Annotated in this window: 15 protein-coding genes; 9 read left to right on the plus strand and 6 right to left on the minus strand. The window is 74.7% G+C overall.

The genetic code is table 11. The features are described 5' to 3' along the window. The first annotated feature begins 59 nt into the window (after positions 1–59). The 4 genes from V7E46_RS27090 to msrB all read left to right on the plus strand — a co-directional run bounded on the left by V7E46_RS27090 (position 60) and on the right by msrB (position 3,513). Entirely contained in the window at positions 60–869 is an 810-nt protein-coding gene (locus tag V7E46_RS27090; RefSeq protein WP_333770861.1) for a pyrimidine reductase family protein, read from the plus strand. 246 nt (positions 870–1,115) lie between these two features. Then, positions 1,116–1,592: an indole-3-glycerol phosphate synthase gene (locus V7E46_RS27095; protein ID WP_333770862.1), complete on the plus strand. Its 477-nt coding sequence runs from the start codon at positions 1,116–1,118 to the stop codon at positions 1,590–1,592. Positions 1,593–1,703: 111 nt separating this feature from the next. Then, the gene (gene murC / locus V7E46_RS27100) at positions 1,704–3,098 is read left to right on the plus strand and encodes a UDP-N-acetylmuramate--L-alanine ligase (RefSeq protein ID WP_329173763.1); all 1,395 of its coding nucleotides are present in this window, start codon (positions 1,704–1,706) and stop codon (positions 3,096–3,098) included. Between the two features lie 10 nt (positions 3,099–3,108). After that, complete coding sequence (gene msrB, locus V7E46_RS27105) at positions 3,109–3,513, plus strand: peptide-methionine (R)-S-oxide reductase MsrB (RefSeq protein WP_333770863.1); 405 nt, start codon at positions 3,109–3,111, stop codon at positions 3,511–3,513. 47 nt (positions 3,514–3,560) lie between these two features. Here msrB and V7E46_RS27110 read toward each other — a convergent pair whose 3' ends face one another. Together V7E46_RS27110 and V7E46_RS27115 are read right to left on the minus strand one after the other, a co-directional pair. Then, positions 3,561–3,722 carry a hypothetical protein gene (locus V7E46_RS27110; RefSeq protein ID WP_333770864.1) on the minus strand — a complete coding sequence of 54 codons (162 nt, stop codon included), beginning with the start codon at positions 3,720–3,722 and terminating at the stop codon, positions 3,561–3,563. Positions 3,723–4,290: 568 nt separating this feature from the next. Beyond that, a complete protein-coding gene (locus V7E46_RS27115) occupies positions 4,291–5,859 on the minus strand; it encodes an ATP-binding cassette domain-containing protein (protein WP_333770865.1) in 1,569 nt (522 codons plus the stop codon). Positions 5,860–5,917: 58 nt separating this feature from the next. Here V7E46_RS27115 and V7E46_RS27120 point away from each other — a divergent pair, with 58 nt between their 5' ends. Then, on the plus strand, positions 5,918–6,619 hold the full coding sequence (locus V7E46_RS27120) for an aminoacyl-tRNA hydrolase (protein WP_333770866.1): 702 nt from the start codon (positions 5,918–5,920) through the stop codon (positions 6,617–6,619). 472 nt (positions 6,620–7,091) lie between these two features. Here V7E46_RS27120 and V7E46_RS27125 read toward each other — a convergent pair whose 3' ends face one another. Then, positions 7,092–8,024: an NADP-dependent oxidoreductase gene (locus V7E46_RS27125; RefSeq protein ID WP_333770867.1), complete on the minus strand. Its 933-nt coding sequence runs from the start codon at positions 8,022–8,024 to the stop codon at positions 7,092–7,094. 134 nt (positions 8,025–8,158) lie between these two features. Here V7E46_RS27125 and V7E46_RS27130 point away from each other — a divergent pair, with 134 nt between their 5' ends. Further along, a complete protein-coding gene (locus V7E46_RS27130) occupies positions 8,159–8,566 on the plus strand; it encodes a winged helix-turn-helix transcriptional regulator (RefSeq protein ID WP_333770868.1) in 408 nt (135 codons plus the stop codon). Between the two features lie 21 nt (positions 8,567–8,587). Here the strand turns inward: V7E46_RS27130 and hemQ are convergent, their stop codons facing one another. Together hemQ and hemG are read right to left on the minus strand one after the other, a co-directional pair. Beyond that, entirely contained in the window at positions 8,588–9,349 is a 762-nt protein-coding gene (gene hemQ / locus V7E46_RS27135; RefSeq protein ID WP_333770869.1) for a hydrogen peroxide-dependent heme synthase, read from the minus strand. Between the two features lie 4 nt (positions 9,350–9,353). Continuing rightward, complete coding sequence (gene hemG, locus V7E46_RS27140) at positions 9,354–10,829, minus strand: protoporphyrinogen oxidase (protein WP_333770870.1); 1,476 nt, start codon at positions 10,827–10,829, stop codon at positions 9,354–9,356. Positions 10,830–11,020: 191 nt separating this feature from the next. Here hemG and V7E46_RS27145 point away from each other — a divergent pair, with 191 nt between their 5' ends. Next, on the plus strand, positions 11,021–12,109 hold the full coding sequence (locus V7E46_RS27145; protein WP_333770871.1) for a DUF4349 domain-containing protein: 1,089 nt from the start codon (positions 11,021–11,023) through the stop codon (positions 12,107–12,109). A 31-nt stretch (positions 12,110–12,140) separates the two neighbouring features. On the opposite strand, the gene hemE is transcribed toward V7E46_RS27145, so the two are convergent. Further along, a complete protein-coding gene (hemE, locus tag V7E46_RS27150) occupies positions 12,141–13,199 on the minus strand; it encodes a uroporphyrinogen decarboxylase (protein WP_443054360.1) in 1,059 nt (352 codons plus the stop codon). A gap of 86 nt (positions 13,200–13,285) precedes the next feature. On the opposite strand from hemE, the gene V7E46_RS27155 reads away from it, so the two are divergent. Together V7E46_RS27155 and V7E46_RS27160 are read left to right on the plus strand one after the other, a co-directional pair. Then, positions 13,286–13,915: a DUF3000 domain-containing protein gene (locus tag V7E46_RS27155; protein WP_329173781.1), complete on the plus strand. Its 630-nt coding sequence runs from the start codon at positions 13,286–13,288 to the stop codon at positions 13,913–13,915. Between the two features lie 238 nt (positions 13,916–14,153). Then, on the plus strand, positions 14,154–14,822 hold the full coding sequence (locus tag V7E46_RS27160) for a response regulator transcription factor (protein ID WP_333770873.1): 669 nt from the start codon (positions 14,154–14,156) through the stop codon (positions 14,820–14,822). The last annotated feature ends 73 nt before the right edge of the window (positions 14,823–14,895 follow it).

Raw genomic sequence — 14,895 nt, forward strand, 5'->3', positions numbered from 1 at the left:
CCCCCCCCCCCGGCCGCCCCCGCGCGCCCCGGCAGGACCTCCGTGGAAGACTGCACATCATGCGCCGCCTGCACCCTTCCGCCAGGACGGCGGACGACGCCGACCTCGCCACCCCCCTCGGCCTGGCCGCCGCCTACGCGTATCCGGCCCCCCGCGAGAAGGACCGCCCGTACCTACGGGCGAACATGGTCGCGTCGCTCGACGGCGCCGCCCACGCCGACGGCAAGTCCGCCCCCCTCTCCTCCCTCGCCGACATGCGCATCTTCGGCACGCTGCGCGCCCTCGCGGACGTGATCGTGGTCGGCGCGGAGACGGTCCGCCAGGAGGGCTACCGCCCGGCCAAGGCCCGTAAGGACTTCGCCGAACAGCGCGCCGGGGAAGGCCGGCCGCCGGCCGCGGCGATCGCGGTGGTGAGCCGCCGGCTCGACCTGGACTTCGACGCGCCGCTCTTCCGGAAGCCGCTCACGCCGACCATCGTGCTGACCGGTGCCGCGGCGCCCGAGCAGCGCCTTGCCGCGGCAAGGGCGGCCGGCGCCCACGTCATCGTGGCCCCAGCAGGCGAAGGCGCAGGCACAGGCATCGGCGCCCCGGCCGACGCCACCGCCGTGGACCCGGCCCGCGCGGTCGCGGAATTGGCCGCGCTGGGCCACACCCGCCTGCTGCACGAGGGCGGCCCCCGCCTCCTCGCGGGCTTCGCGGCGGCCGGCGTGGTGGACGAACTGTGCCTGACGGTGGCGCCGCTGCTGCTCGGCGGGGACGCCCCGCGCATCGCGAACGGCCCGGCCGTGCCCGAAGGCCCGACCCGCTTCGTACCGCTGTCCGTCCTGGAGGAGGACGGCTACCTGTTCACCCGCTACGTCCGCGCGTAGCCGCGGATGGCGCGCGCAGGTGCAAACGGCCGCGCTCGGGCCCGGCCCCCGTGTCCGCGCGTAGCCGCGGACACGGGGGGCACACGAAGATCAGCCCCTTCCGGGGCAAGGATGAGCCGCAAAAAACCGGATTCGCCCGTTCCGCTTGGCTCCGCTCGGGAAGACTTACAGCGGTGCCCTGTGAAGATCGGGGGCAGGATGGATTCCGTAGCGGCCGAGTGGCCCGTGAGAAAGAAGGACGCGTCCGTGTTCACGACCGTACTCATGATCGAGAAGCCGCTCGCTCCGGCGGACGTGGAGCTGGTCACGACCCTGCACGGCGAGGAGCAGGTCTCCTTCGTGGTGCTGATGCAGCCCCGCGGCGACCAGGACCGGCTGCTGCGGGCGGTGGACGACGTGGCGCTCGGCCATCTGGAGAACGCGGCCCGCGAGAACGAGGTACCGGAGGGCAGCGACGCCTTCAAGCCGGCCGAACTCGCGCTCGCGCACTCCGTCGAATCGCTGCACCGGGCCGGCGCCGAGGCGGTCGGCGAGATCGTCCAGCGGCACCCGCTGGACGCGCTGCGGACGGTGGTGGAGCGGGCCGGCGCAGACGAGGTCATCGTGCTGACGGCGCCGCATTTCGTGGAGGAGTTCTTCCACCGCGACTGGACCTCCCGGGCCCGGCACAAGGTGGGGGTGCCGGTGCTCAAGCTGTTCGCGCAGCAGGACGACGCGGAGTAGCCGGGCGGGAGCGGACGCCCGGCGGTCGAGGCGGCGATGACTCCGGGTGCCCGCGGGCAGTGCGAGAATTCGGCTGACCCGTCAAACGGCCCACCCTTGGGAGATCCGCGTATGAGCCCGTCCGTTCCGCCCACCATGGACCGACCGCACTTCATCGGTATCGGCGGCGCCGGGATGTCGGGGATCGCGAAGATCCTCGCGCAGCGCGGGGCGCGGGTGGCGGGCAGTGACTCACGTGAGTCGGAGACGGCCGCGGCGCTGCGCGCGCTGGGCGCGACCGTGCACATCGGGCACGACGCCGCGCATCTGGCGCAGGACGCCACCGCCGTGGTCGTCTCCAGCGCGATCCGCCCGGAGAACCCGGAGCTGGCCGCGGCCCGCGAGCGCGGGGTGCCGGTGGTGCACCGCAGTGACGCGCTGGCCGCGCTGATGGAGGGCACCCGGCCGATCGCGGTGGCGGGCACGCACGGCAAGACGACCACCACCTCGATGCTGGCGGTCGCGCTGACCGCGCTCGGCCTCGACCCGTCGTACGCGATCGGCGGCGACCTGGACGCGCCCGGGTCCAACGCCCTCCACGGCGGCGGCGAGGTCTTCGTCGCCGAGGCCGACGAGAGCGACCGCAGCTTCCACACGTACGCGCCCGAGGTGGCGATCGTGCTGAACGTGGAGCTGGACCACCACGCCAACTACGCCTCGCTGGAAGAGATCTACGAGTCCTTCGAGACCTTCGTCGGCAAGGTGCGGCCCGGCGGCACCCTGGTGATCTCGGCCGACCAGGCGGGCGCGGTGGAGCTGACCTCCCGGGTACGGGACATCGGCGGGCTGCGGATCGTGACGGTGGGCGAGTCGCAGGACGCCGACGTCCGGGTGGTGAAGATCAATCCGCGCGGCCTGGCCAGCGAGGTCACCGTGCTGCTCGACGGCAGGATGCTGACTTTCACCGTGTCGGTGCCCGGCCGGCACTACGCGCTCAACGCGGTCGCCGCGCTGGCCGCGGGCATCGCGATCGGCGCCCCGGCCCGGAATCTGGCCTCGGCGCTGGCGAAGTACACCGGCGTCAAGCGGCGGCTCCAGCTCAAGGGCGAGGCGGCCGGCGTGCAGGTGATCGACTCCTACGCGCACCACCCGACCGAGATGGCCGCCGACCTGGAGGCGATCCGCGGCGCCGCGGAGGGCGGCCGGGTGCTGGTGGTCTTCCAGCCGCACCTGTTCAGCCGCACCCGGGAGCTGGGCGTGGAAATGGGCCGCGCCCTGGCGCTCGCCGACGCGTCGGTGGTGCTGGACATCTATCCGGCCCGCGAGGACCCGATCCCGGGGGTGACCAGCGCGGTCATCATCGACGCGGCGAAGGCGGCGGGCGCCGACGTGACCGCCGAGTCCGACCGGGACGCGGTGGCCGGGGTGGTGGCAGGAATGGCGAAGCCCGGTGATCTCGTTCTCACCATGGGGGCTGGCGACGTGACCGACCTCGGACCACGGATTCTCGCCCGTCTCGGCAGCTGAGAGGAGCTCCATGTCGTACGAAGTGGACAAGACCGACGAGCAGTGGCGCGAGGAGCTGTCGCCGCAGGAGTACGCGGTCCTGCGCGAGGCCGGCACCGAGCGTCCGTTCGTCGGTGAGTACACCGACGTCAAGACCGAGGGCGTGTACGGGTGCCGGGCGTGCGGCGCCGAGCTCTTCCGCTCCGACACCAAGTTCGAGTCGCACTGCGGCTGGCCGTCGTTCTACGACCCGGCCGACAGCGACGCGGTCGAGCTGATCGAGGACCGCACGATGGGCATGGCGCGGGTGGAGGTGCGCTGCGCGCGCTGCGGCTCCCACCTCGGCCATGTCTTCGAGGGCGAGGGCTACGGCACCCCGACCGACCAGCGCTACTGCATCAACTCGATCTCACTGCGGCTCAGCCCGAAGGAGTAGCGGCCGGGCAGGCCCCCGTACGGCCGTACGGGGGCCTTTTCGTACCGTCAGCCGGCCGCCGGTGCCCGGTCAAGGGTGAAGTCCGGGCCGACCGCGCCGGCGAGCGCCGGGAGCTGGCCGGTGGCCACGGCGAGGGCGACGTGGTCGTGGAAGTCGCGGGTGGCCACGATGAGGCCGTCGCGGACCCGCAGTACCTGGATGCTGCGCACGGTGAAGGCGAGCCCCGTGGTGAGCGACCGGCCGCGGTAGTCGTACTCGGCGATGACGACCTCGGGGTCGTCGGTCCCGTGCAGTGGGCTTCCCCGAACTGCGGGCGCTGCTCATCGGCGTGGCCCGAGCGGTCGAGACCACCCCGCCCGGCTCCGTCGCGCGCTCGACGGTCATCACCGTCTTCCTCGACGGCCTCCTCCCCCACGATGACGCGGCGCTTGCGCCCTGGGGTGACTGCTGCTTGCGGCGACGTGCTTGTCGGCTGCGCCGTCGTAGCTGGTCGCGCAGGTCCCCGCGCCCCCGGATGAGTGCCACTCGCGGTGGCGTCGCTGCCTTTCCCACCGTCGTGGCTGAGTGCGCGGTTCCCCGCGCCCCTGGAAAAGGCCGGGGACGAGCCCCGTAGGGGCGCGGGGACCTGCGCGGCCAGCCGAAGCGCACCGCAGGTGTGAAGGCAACAGGAAGCGGCACCCACCTGGGGGCGCGGGGAACTGCGCGACAAGCCACCGCGGCGCAGCACGCGAAAGGCCACCGCAAGAGACACCCCGCACGCGGCGAAGAGGCACAGCCTCACGCCATGTGGGAAGCCGCACGGGTCGAGAGGAGCGCGGCGACGGCCGCAAGCAGCGCCGAGACGGCGAGCCCCAGCAGGGGGTAGTGGACCGAGCCGGTCCGCGAGCCGGTGACCAGGCCGGTCACCGCCGCCTGCGCGGGCGAGCCCGAGACGATCAGCACGGCCCCCGCCAGGACCGCGGTGACCAGGAACGACCACCCCCCACTCCGCAGCAGCGGCGGATTCGTGACCGCCCCGACCGCCGCGCCGAGCAGCACGGAGACCGCGGCGGCGGCCAGCCCCGCAACGATCGCCGCCCCCCTCGGCACCCCCGCGCTCATGTCGTCGGAATGCGCACTGCCGATCACCGCGACGACCCCCGTGCCGGCCGCCCCGAGCAGCGACGACGCGAGCAGCCCGGCCAGCAGCGCGGCGGCGTGCGCGCGCCCGGCGCCCACCGCGGAGGCCACGCACGCCCGCGCGGCCGACGGCTCGTTGCCGACGCAGACCCGCACCATCCACGCGGCGACCGGCAGCAGCAGCGCGGCGGCGTAACCGAGCGAGCCCAGCAGCGGCTGGCCGCCGGTGACGCCGATCGCCATGACGGCACCGTAGAAGAGGAGCGGCGGCAGCCAGCGGTGCGAGCGGGCCAGCAGGTCCGCCTGGTAGCGCAGGAGCGCGGCGGTCCTGCGCGGCCCCGGGACGACCGCTGGGGCGTCCTGCCGGACGGGGGCGCCGGCGGCCGGCGCCTGCGTGCGCACGCCGGTGACGTGCCACGGCGGCTCCGCGTGCAGCAGCGCCCGCAGCACGGCGTCGGACGCGTCCGCGGGGACCAGCAGCCGTACGCCCGCGCCGGCCGGTTCGGCGAAGGGCCGCGCCTGTTCGGGTATCCCGCCCGCGCCCTCCGCCTCGATGACGACGCCCTCGCTGGGCGGCGGCGCGGCGGTCGTACGTACCGCGGTCACCGGTTCGGAACCGGCCGGGACGGTCACCGTCACGGTGGCTTCGCCGGCCAGCCGGCGCGGGTCGTGGTCGACGAAGACGACGGTGCCGCCGGCTGCCACCCGGGCGCGGACGGCCGCGTCGAGCGTGTCGCGGGCGGCGGTGTCGAGGCCGGTCCAGGCCTCGTCGAGGACAAGGAGTTCCGGGTCGGCGATCAGCGCCTGCACCACCGCGGCCTTCTGGCAGGTGCCTTTCGACAACTCGTCCAGCGGCGTACGGGCGTACGCGCCGATGCCGAAGCGGTCGAGCCAGTACGCGGCCCGCGCCCGCGCGGTGGCCGCGGGCAGGCCGCGGATCGCCCCGAGGTGGGTCAGGTACCGCAGTACGGGGAAGGGCAGCGCGGCCGGGAAGCGCTCCGGCACATACGCGGTGGACGCGGCGGGCCGGCCGCTCACCCGGCCGGCGTCGGGCGCGTCCGCACCCGCCAGGATCCGCAGCAGCGTCGACTTGCCGCTACCGTTCACGCCCTCGACCCGGACCAGCGCCCCGGCCGGCACCTCCAGCGTGACGCCCCGCAGCACCCACGGCCCGCGCAGCCCGTAACGCCGTCCGACACCGTCGAGTCGCAGTCCCGTATCGCGCACGGCCCTCATCCTGGACCACCCTGCCGCGCGGGCCAAGCGGCGGTGGCAGACTTGGGCCGTGACCAGCCCCTTCCAGCACAGTGCCGCCGAGCGGGACGCGGCCCCGCAGTTCGTCCTGCCGCTCGTGGTGCGCATCGAGCGGGACGCCCCGCCGCCGCGCACCGACGCGCTGGAGACCTCGGCCCGTGCCGTACTGACCCTGCTGTCCGACGAGCGCGCCACCGACGAGGACGGCGAGTGGGCGCAGGCGGTACGGGACTGGCAGGACGCCAGGATCAGGAAGGTCGTACGGCGCGCGCGGGGCGGGGAGTGGCGGCGGGCGGAGACGCTGCCCGGCATCACCGTCACCGGGCAGAGCGCCGAGGTCCGGGTCTTCCCGCCGGTGCCGCTGGACGGCTGGCCCAAGGATCTGGCCAAGCTCCAGGTGTCGGGGACCGAACTCGACGATCCCGAGAGGCCGTTGCCGCCGGATCCGGCGGAGCCGGTGCTCTGGACCAACCCGGACCTCTCGATGTCCGCGGGCAAGGCGATGGCCCAGACCGGGCACGGGGCGCAGCTCGTGTGGTGGGAGCTGGACGCGGACGAGCGCGCGGCGTGGCGGGCGGCGGGCTTCCCCCTCGCGGTCCGCGAGCCGTCCTCCCGGGCGTGGGCCCGGCTCTCCACCACGACGGGCCTGCCCGTGGTCCGCGATGCCGGCTTCACGGAGATCCCCCCGGGCTCCCCCACGATCATCGCGGACCACCCCGCCCTCCGCGCGTAGCGCTGCCGCTGGGCCTGAGCGACTGCCCCTTGCGGTGCGCATGTCCCCGCCGTGCCGCGGGGGTTGGCCGCGCAGCTCCCCGTCCCTGGGGGGTGGTGCGGTCCGTCGCCACACGACGGTTCGTCGTGGCTTGTCGCGCAGTTCCCCGCGCCCCCAGGTGACTGCCCCTTGCGGTGGCATCGCTGACTTTCCGACCACCGTGGCTGAGCGCGCAGTTCCCCGCGCCCCTGAGGGCCTGCCCTCTGCGGCCGAGGACGCCCCGAGGGGCGCGGGGAACTGCGCGGCCCGCCACAGCGCACCGCAGGTGGGAAGCCAACAGGAAGCGGCACCCACCCAGGGGCGCGGGGAACTGCGCGACAAGCCACCGCGGCGCAGCACGCGAAAGCCACCGCAAAGGGCACCCCGCCCAGGGGCACGCGGGGAACTGCGCGGCCCGACGGGGCACCCGGGAGCGCGTCCCGGCCGGGCGGGGCTACGGGAGGAGGACGAGGCGGCCCCGGAGACCCGCTTCCGCCGCCCGGGAATGAGCCGCCGAAGCCCGCGCCAGCGCATACGTACCGGCGACGCGCAGCGTAAGCCGGCCCGCGTCGGCGAGTCCCGCCAGCTCGGAGAGCCCCGCCCCGTCCGCGTGGACCCAGACGTTCGCGACCCGCGTCCCCCGCCGCGGAACGGGGTCCTCGCCGAGGCCGACGGCGACGAAGCCGCCCCCCGTGCGCAGCGCTTCGAGCGCGGCCGTCTTGAGGCGGGCGGCGTCGAGGACCCCGTCGACGCCGCCAGGCACGACCGCGCGGACCGCGTCGGCGACCCGCCCGCCGCGCGGCACGAAGTGCTCCGCCCCGAAGCCGCGGACCAGCTTCTCGTCGGCGGGTGCGGCGACGGCGACGACCCGCAGGCCGCGCGCCGCGGCGAGTTCGACCGCGAAGCCGCCGACGCCGCCGGCCGCGCCGGTGACCAGCAGGGTGTCCCCGGGAGCGAGGCCGAGCAGGTCGAGCCCCTGCGCGGCGGTGAGGCCGCACAGCGGCAGGGTGGCCGCCTCGGCGGGGGACGCGTTCCGCGGGGCGCGTCCCACCGCCGCCGCGTCGAGTACGACGTACTCCGCGTACGCCCCGGTGGGCAGGTCGAGCCGGTCGACGAGCCCGATCACGGCGTCGCCGACGGCGAAGCCGGCGCCCGCCCCGACGGCGTCGACGGTGCCGGCGACGTCCCAGCCGAGCCCGAACTGCGGCTGCGGCTCCGCGAAGCCGATCGCGAGCATGGCCCCGGCGCGTACCGCGAGGTCCACCGGGTTCACGGCGGCGGCCTGCACCGCGATCCGGACCTGCCCCGCGCCGGGCTCGGGCAGCGGGTGCTCGACGGTTTCCAGCGCGTCGGGACCGCCGAAGTCCCGTACGACGACTGCACGCATGGCTGTTCTCCTGGTCTCCCGGGTTCACTGACGGTTGCCGCGCAGGAGCGCTGCGCGTACCTCAGAACCTAGGTGGGGCTACTCTCTTCCGGTAAGCAGGCACCTGGAAGTGCGTAACCCACGCGGGAGTCGTCATGCCCACCCGGACCGCGGCCCAGCGCCGCGCGGAAGCCAGAACCGCCTACGACGCCTTCATGGCGGTGTGCCCGTCGCGGCAGTTGCTCGACCGGATCAGCGGCAAGTGGGCGACGCTCGTCGTCACGGCCCTGGCGGACGGCCCGCTGCGTTACGCCGAGCTGGCCCGGGTGATCGCCGGGGTGAGCCAGAAGATGCTCACCCAGACCCTGCGCGCGCTGGAGCGCGACGGACTGGTGACGCGTACGGTCACCGCGGCCGTGCCGGTCAGGGTGGACTACGAACTGACCGGCATCGGCCGTGACCTGCTGGTGGTGCTGGCCGCCGTCAAGGCATGGTCGGAGCGGCACATCGAGGAGGTGCTCGACGCCCGCGAGGCCTATGACGCGGCGCAAGCCGAGGCGTGAGCCCCGGGGCGGCGGCGCGGCTCAGGCCAGCCCGGCGACCAGGTCGGCGACGGCGCGGCGACGGCCGGTGTAGAACGGCACTTCCTCGCGGACGTGCATCCGCGCCTCGGAGGCCCGCAGCAGCCGCATGAGGTCGACGATACGGTACAGCTCGTCGGCCTCGAAGGCGAGGATCCACTCGTAGTCGCCGAGCGAGAAGGAGGCGACGGTGTTGGCGCGGACGTCGGGGTAGCCGCGGGCCAGCTTCCCGTGGTCGGCGAGCATCCGGCGGCGGTCCTCGTCGGGCAGCAGGTACCAGTCGTACGAGCGCACGAAGGGGTAGACGCTGACGTAGTCGCGGGGCGTCTCGTCGGCCAGGAAGGCCGGGATGTGCGACTTGTTGAACTCGGCCGGGCGGTGCAGCGCCATGTTCGACCAGACCGGCTCAAGAGCGCGGCCCAGTCGGGTGCGGCGGAAGAGGTTGTACGCCTCCTGGAGCGCTTCCGCCGTCTCGGCGTGCCACCAGATCATCAGGTCGGCGTCGGCGCGCAGCCCGGAGACGTCGTAGGTGCCGCGGATCGTGACGTCCTTGGCGGCGAGCCCGGCGAACAGCTCCTCGACCTCGTCCGCGTAGCCGGCGCGGTCCTCGGGCAGCGGGGCGCGCAGCCGGAAGACCGACCAGAGCGTGTAGCGGATGACCTCGTTGAGGTCCTTGGCCTTCTTGCCCGCGTTGGCGGCCTTGGCGTGCGCGGTGGCTTCCGCGGCGGCGGAGTCGAGGGCGTGGGCGTCAGTCGAGTCGGTCATGCGGCTATTCTCCCGCGCCGCCCGCACCGCCCGGCACCAGGGTGCCCAGCACCTCGGACGCCGCCCGGTGCCCGCTGCCGACGCAGGCCGGAATGCCCACCCCGTCGTAGACGGCGCCGCAGACCGCCAGGCCGGGCAGCTTGCCGACCTGTTCGCGTATACGGGCGACGCGGTCCAGGTGGCCGACCGGATACTGCGGCAGCCCGGCGTCCCAGCGGGTGACCCGGGCGGCGACCGGTGCGGCCCGCAGGCCGACCGCCTCGGCCAGGTCCTCCCGGGACAGCCGCACCAGGTCGGTGTCGTCCCAGGCCAGGTCCGCCTCGTCGCCGTGGCGGCCGACCGAGGTGCGAAGCACCGCCGTGTCGCCGCCCGCCGCGTCCAGCCAGCCCCACTTGCGGCTGGAGAAGGTCGAGGCCTTGATCGTCCGGCCGTCCACCGGAGGGACGAGGAAGCCGCTGGATTCGGGCAGCCGGTGCAGGTCGCTGCGGCGGTAGGCCATGGTGACCAGCGCCATGCCCGCGTACTCGACGCTGTCCAGTTCGGCCGCGGCGGCCGGCGACTCGGCGCCGAGCAGGTGGGCGGCGGCGGGCGCGGGGACGGCGAGGACCACGGCGTCGGCGTCGAGGGTGCGGTCGCCCAGGCGGATCCGCCAGCCGTGCGGCCCGGTCCTGTGCAGCTCGCGCACCCGGGCGCCGGTCTCGACGACGACGCCGGCGGCCCGGCAGGCGTCGGCGACCGCGAGCGGCAGCCGGCCGACCCCGCCGCGGATGCCGTTGAAGACCGGCCCGCTGCCGGCCGAGGCGGCGGCGCGGCGCTGGACGCCGCGGGCGGCCTCGATCAGCGAACGCCCGCCGCGGGCCGCGGCATAGAGCTGGGGTACGGCGGCACGCAGCGAGATCTCGTACGCGTTGCCCGCGTAGACCCCGCCGAGCAGCGGTTCGACCAGCCGGTCGACGACCTCGCGGCCGAGCCGGGCGGCGACGAAGGCGCCGACGCCCACGTCGCCGTCGATCCGGGTACGCGGCAGGACGTGGTCGAGCGGCAGCCGGGCCAGGCCCGCGGCGGAGAGCACGCCGGAGGCGGCGAGCGGGCCGAGGTCGCCGGGGACGCCCATCACGTGGCCCTTGGGCATGGGGCGCAGCCGGCCGCGGGTCCACAGGGTGGCGCCGAGCACGGCGGGCGGCTCCAGGTCGTCGCCGAGGCCGACCTCGCGGGCGAGGTCCACCGCTTCGGGGCGGCGGGCGAGGATCGATTCGGCGCCGAGGTCGACCGGCACCCCGGCGATCTCGTCCGCGTGCAGCTTGCCGCCGAGCCGGGGCGAGGCTTCGAGCAGGGTCACCCGGGCGCCGGCGCCGGCCAGCCGGTGGGCGGCGGCGAGTCCCGAGATGCCGCCGCCGACGACCACCGCATGTCCCCCGGCGGGTCCCGCCGCCCGGTCGTGGGGTGCTGCCGGACCGCTGCCGCTGTGCGTGTGGCTCATGCCTCCACTGTCTCAGACTCCGGATCGAGTTCCGACCGTGACGTCTTCGGTACCGCGGAACGGCAACGGGACCGCGGCGGCGCCCGTCAAACCGGTGCTATCGCGCAACGGCCCTGTCCTTGGGGGGAATTGAGATGAGACTCAGTACGAGACAGCACGCGCCGCGGGCCCGTCGCCGGCCGCGTGCCGCCGTGTTCGCGAGCCTGCTGCTGGCCGCCGTGCTCGGCGTCGCCGGATGCGGCGCGTCGTCCGACAGCAGCACGGCCGACAAGGCGGCGGCGCCGGCAGCGGCGGCGAAGGGCGCCCAGGAAGGCGCGTCGGACGCCGACAGCGGCAACGGCAGCAGCGGCGGCGGCTCGGACAGCGGGGCCGCGACGGAGAGCGCCGGGGGAAGCGGGGGCACCGGAAGCAGCGCCCCGGCCGCCGCCGCGCCCTCCGCGGGCGCGAAGAAGGCCCCGGCGCTGGCCCCGACGTATCTGGTGCGCACCGCCGACCTGAGCATCCGCACCCCGCATGTCGCGGACGCGTTGGAGCAGGCCAGGGCGCTGGCCGACGGCGCGGGCGGCTGGGCCGGCGACGAGAACACGGCGGTGGACACGGCCGGCCACACCACCTCCGCCATCGAGCTGCGGGTGCCGCCGGCGGCTTACGACAAGCTGCTCGACGACCTCAGCGGGCTCGGCAAGCTGCTGGGGCGCAAGGTGAGCGTGCAGGACGTCACCGGCCAGGTGGTGGACGTGCAGAGCCGGGTGAGGTCGCAGCAGGCCAGCGTCGACCGGGTGCGGAAGCTGATGGACCAGGCGTCAGGGCTCAGTGACGTGGTCTCGCTGGAGAGCGAACTGAGCACCCGCGAGGCCGCGTTGGAGGCGCTGGAGGCCCAGCAGGCGTCCTTGCGGGCACAGGCGGACCTGGCCACGGTGACGCTGCGGCTGAGCGAGCCGCCGGTCAAGGCCGCGCCGCACGTGGCCCCGAAGCCGGAGAAGGACGGTTTCTGGACGACGGTCGGCCACGCGCTGCGCGGCGGCTGGCACGCCTTCTCGGTGACGGTGCGGACGGTGCTCGTCGTGCTGTCCGCGCTGCTGCCCTTCCTCGCCCTCGGGGCGCTGGCCTGGGCGGCGTACCGGCAGGTGCGCCGGTGGTGGCCCCGGGCCGAGCCGACCGCGCCGGACCGGTCGCGGACGGCCGGCGGGCTGCCGGAGTATCTACGGGAGCGGGCCGCCGGCCGGCAGGCCGGGGAGGAGGCGGAGCCGCGGGAGGAGCACGGCCCGCCGGTCGGCTGACCGGGGGCCGGGCACCGCCCGGGACGGGCGCTCAGGCCGCCGCGGTGCTGCGGTGGACGAAGTCCACGAGGCGGCTGAGGGCGTCCGGGTCGGTACTGGGCAGGACGCCGTGGCCGAGGTTGAAGATGTGGCCGGTGCCGGCCGCGGCCGCGGCGTCCAGGACCTCGCGGGTCTTCGCCTCGACGGCCGCGGTCGGGGCGAAGAGCACCGCCGGGTCGAGGTTGCCCTGCAGCGCCTTGCCGTGGCCGACCCGGCGGGCGGCCTCGTCCAACGGCACCCGCCAGTCGACGCCCACGACGTCGGCGCCCGCCTCGCCCATGAGGCCGAGCAGTTCGCCGGTACCGACGCCGAAGTGGATGCGGGGCACCCCGTAGCCGGCGACGGCCTCGAAGACCTTCACCGAGGAGGGCATCACATGGCGCCGGTAGTCGGCGGGCGACAGCGCGCCGACCCAGGAGTCGAAGACCTGGACCGCGCTGGCGCCGGCCTCGATCTGCACTTTCAGGAAGGCGGCGGTGATGCCGGCGAGCCGGTCGAGCAGGTCGCGCCACAGCTCGGGGTCGCCGTACATCATGGCCTTGGTGCGCTCGAGGTTCCGGGACGGCCCGCCCTCCACGAGGTAGCTGGCCAGGGTGAAGGGGGCGCCGGCGAAGCCGATCAGCGGGGTCTCGCCGAGTTCGGCGGTGAGCAGGCCGACGGCCTCGGTCACATAGCCGATGTCGGTGGGCTCCAGGTCGCGCAGCCGGGCCAGGTCCTGCCGGGTGCGGATCGGGTCGGCGACCACCGGGCCGACGCCCGGCTTGATGTCCAGGTCGAGGCCGACCGCCTTGAGCGGCACCACGATGTCGCTGTAGTAGACCGCCGCGTCCACCCCGTGCCGCCTGACCGGCTGGAGGGTGATCTCGGCGACCATCTCGGGCCGCGTGCACGACTCCAGCATCGGGACGCCCTCGCGCAGTTTCAGGTACTCGGGCAGCGACCGCCCCGCCTGCCGCATGAACCATACGGGGGTGTGCGGCACCGGTTCGTTCCGGCAGGCACGGATGAAAGGGGAAGCAGCGGTCTGCTGGGGCGTACTCACATCCGGCATCCTCCCACGGCGGCGGTGGGCACCAGTTCCGGGGCCTCGGGTGTTGTTGCACACGCGAGGGGCGTCGGCGGCCTAGTCTTCCGGGCATGGCAGCGGTGCATGGGCAGCTCGGCGAGGACGACGGGATCCCTTTTCCTTTTCGGCATGCGGTGGACGCGCTGCGAGCGGCGCGAGTGCGGTCCGAGGTGCGGATCGAGGAAGTGACGGCGCCACGCCGGCTGGCCTCGTACGCGTACGCGCTGGAGGCCACGGTGGTGGCCGACGGCGAGGAGCTGGCCGACGGGCGGGTGGTGCTGCTGCATGAGCCGGCCGGGCACGACGCCTGGCGCGGCACTTTCCGGCTGGTGACGCTGGCCCGGGCGGACCTGGAGCCGGAGATGGCCGGCGATCCGCTGCTGCCCGAGGTGAGCTGGTCCTGGCTGACCGGGGCGCTCGCCGCCCGCGGCGCCGACCACGACGAGCCGAGCGGTACGGTCTCGCGTGCGTCCTCGCACTTCTTCGGCGGGCTCGCGGACCGTCCCGACGAGACCAGGATCGAGCTGCGCGCCTCGTGGTCGCCGCGCGAGCGCGCCGGCGGGGTGATCGACGGGTCGGCGCATCTGGCGGCCTGGTGCGACCTGCTGTGCACCTGCGCGGGCCTGCCGCCCGCCGAGGGTCCCGACGCGCCGGTACGGGGTACGGCCGGCGTGGTGCCGCTGCCGAAGCGGCGCACCTGACGCGCGGGCCGCGCGCGTCCGTACTCCTTCTCCGTATCCGTGCCCGCACCCGTCCCTGCCCCGGGCGCCGCTCACCGGCGTCCGGGGCACACCTGTGCCCCGGGTGCTCTGGCGTTCGATCGGCCGTCCGATTTGCCAGGATTCATGCTCAATAAAACGTGATCTTTCCCTAAAGCCCGGAGCGATTGCTGCCGAAGGAGACTGTGACCGTTTCAGTCCCCTTTGCACAGGAGGCCCGGTGTCCGTTCTTCTCGAGCAGCCCACGAGCCTGGTCGCCTACCGTCCCAGCAAGCCGACGGCCATGGTTGTCGTAGCCGACCCCCGCGTCCGCTCCACTGTCACCCGACACCTGTGGGCACTCGGGGTACGCGATGTCATCGAGGCCTCGTCGATCGCCGAGGCACGGCCCCGGGTCGGTAATCCCCGCGACATCTGCGTCGCCGACGTCCATCTCCCCGACGGTTCGGGGCTGACCCTGCTCGCCGAGACCCGCGCGGCGGGCTGGCCCAACGGCCTGGCGCTGTCCGCCGCCGACGACATCGGCGCGGTGCGCAACGCGCTGGCCGGCGGCGTCAAGGGCTATGTCGTCACCGGCACCCGCAACAGCCCCGGGTCGATGGCCGGCCGCCCGGGCCTCGCCCCGCTGGGTGCCACCGCCGCCCGTATGCAGCGCCGCCCGCCGGGCTCCTCGGGCCATCCCGGCAGCGGCTACCGCGAGCTGTCGGGGCGCGAGGTCGAGGTACTGCGGCTGGTCGCGGAAGGCCAGTCCAACAAGGCGATCGGCGTATCGATGGGTTTGTCGGCGCTGACCGTGAAGAGTCATCTGGCCAGGATCGCCCGCAAACTCGGCACGGGGGACCGGGCCGGGATGGTGGCGGTCGCGCTGCGCACGGGCATCATTCACTGAGCGCCTCGGGCGGCGGGAGGGGGGGGGGGGGGGGGGGGGCGGGGGGGGGGGGGGGGGGGGGGGGGGGCGGGGG

Source organism: Streptomyces sp. IBSBF 2435, assembly GCF_036815005.1.
Lineage (GTDB): Bacteria > Actinomycetota > Actinomycetes > Streptomycetales > Streptomycetaceae > Actinacidiphila.

What these genes read in the sequence shown, in the direction of transcription:
- V7E46_RS27090 (WP_333770861.1), top strand. Translation starts at nt 60, where the DNA reads ATGCGCCGCCTGCACCCTTCCGCCAGGACGGCGGACGACGCCGACCTC.
- murC (WP_329173763.1), top strand. Translation starts at nt 1,704, where the DNA reads ATGAGCCCGTCCGTTCCGCCCACCATGGACCGACCGCACTTCATCGGT.
- msrB (WP_333770863.1), top strand. Translation starts at nt 3,109, where the DNA reads ATGTCGTACGAAGTGGACAAGACCGACGAGCAGTGGCGCGAGGAGCTG.
- V7E46_RS27125 (WP_333770867.1), bottom strand. Translation starts at nt 8,024, where the DNA reads ATGCGTGCAGTCGTCGTACGGGACTTCGGCGGTCCCGACGCGCTGGAA.
- V7E46_RS27130 (WP_333770868.1), top strand. Translation starts at nt 8,159, where the DNA reads ATGCCCACCCGGACCGCGGCCCAGCGCCGCGCGGAAGCCAGAACCGCC.
- hemQ (WP_333770869.1), bottom strand. Translation starts at nt 9,349, where the DNA reads ATGACCGACTCGACTGACGCCCACGCCCTCGACTCCGCCGCCGCGGAA.
- hemG (WP_333770870.1), bottom strand. Translation starts at nt 10,829, where the DNA reads ATGAGCCACACGCACAGCGGCAGCGGTCCGGCAGCACCCCACGACCGG.
- hemE (WP_443054360.1), bottom strand. Translation starts at nt 13,199, where the DNA reads ATGCCGGATGTGAGTACGCCCCAGCAGACCGCTGCTTCCCCTTTCATC.
- V7E46_RS27155 (WP_329173781.1), top strand. Translation starts at nt 13,286, where the DNA reads ATGGCAGCGGTGCATGGGCAGCTCGGCGAGGACGACGGGATCCCTTTT.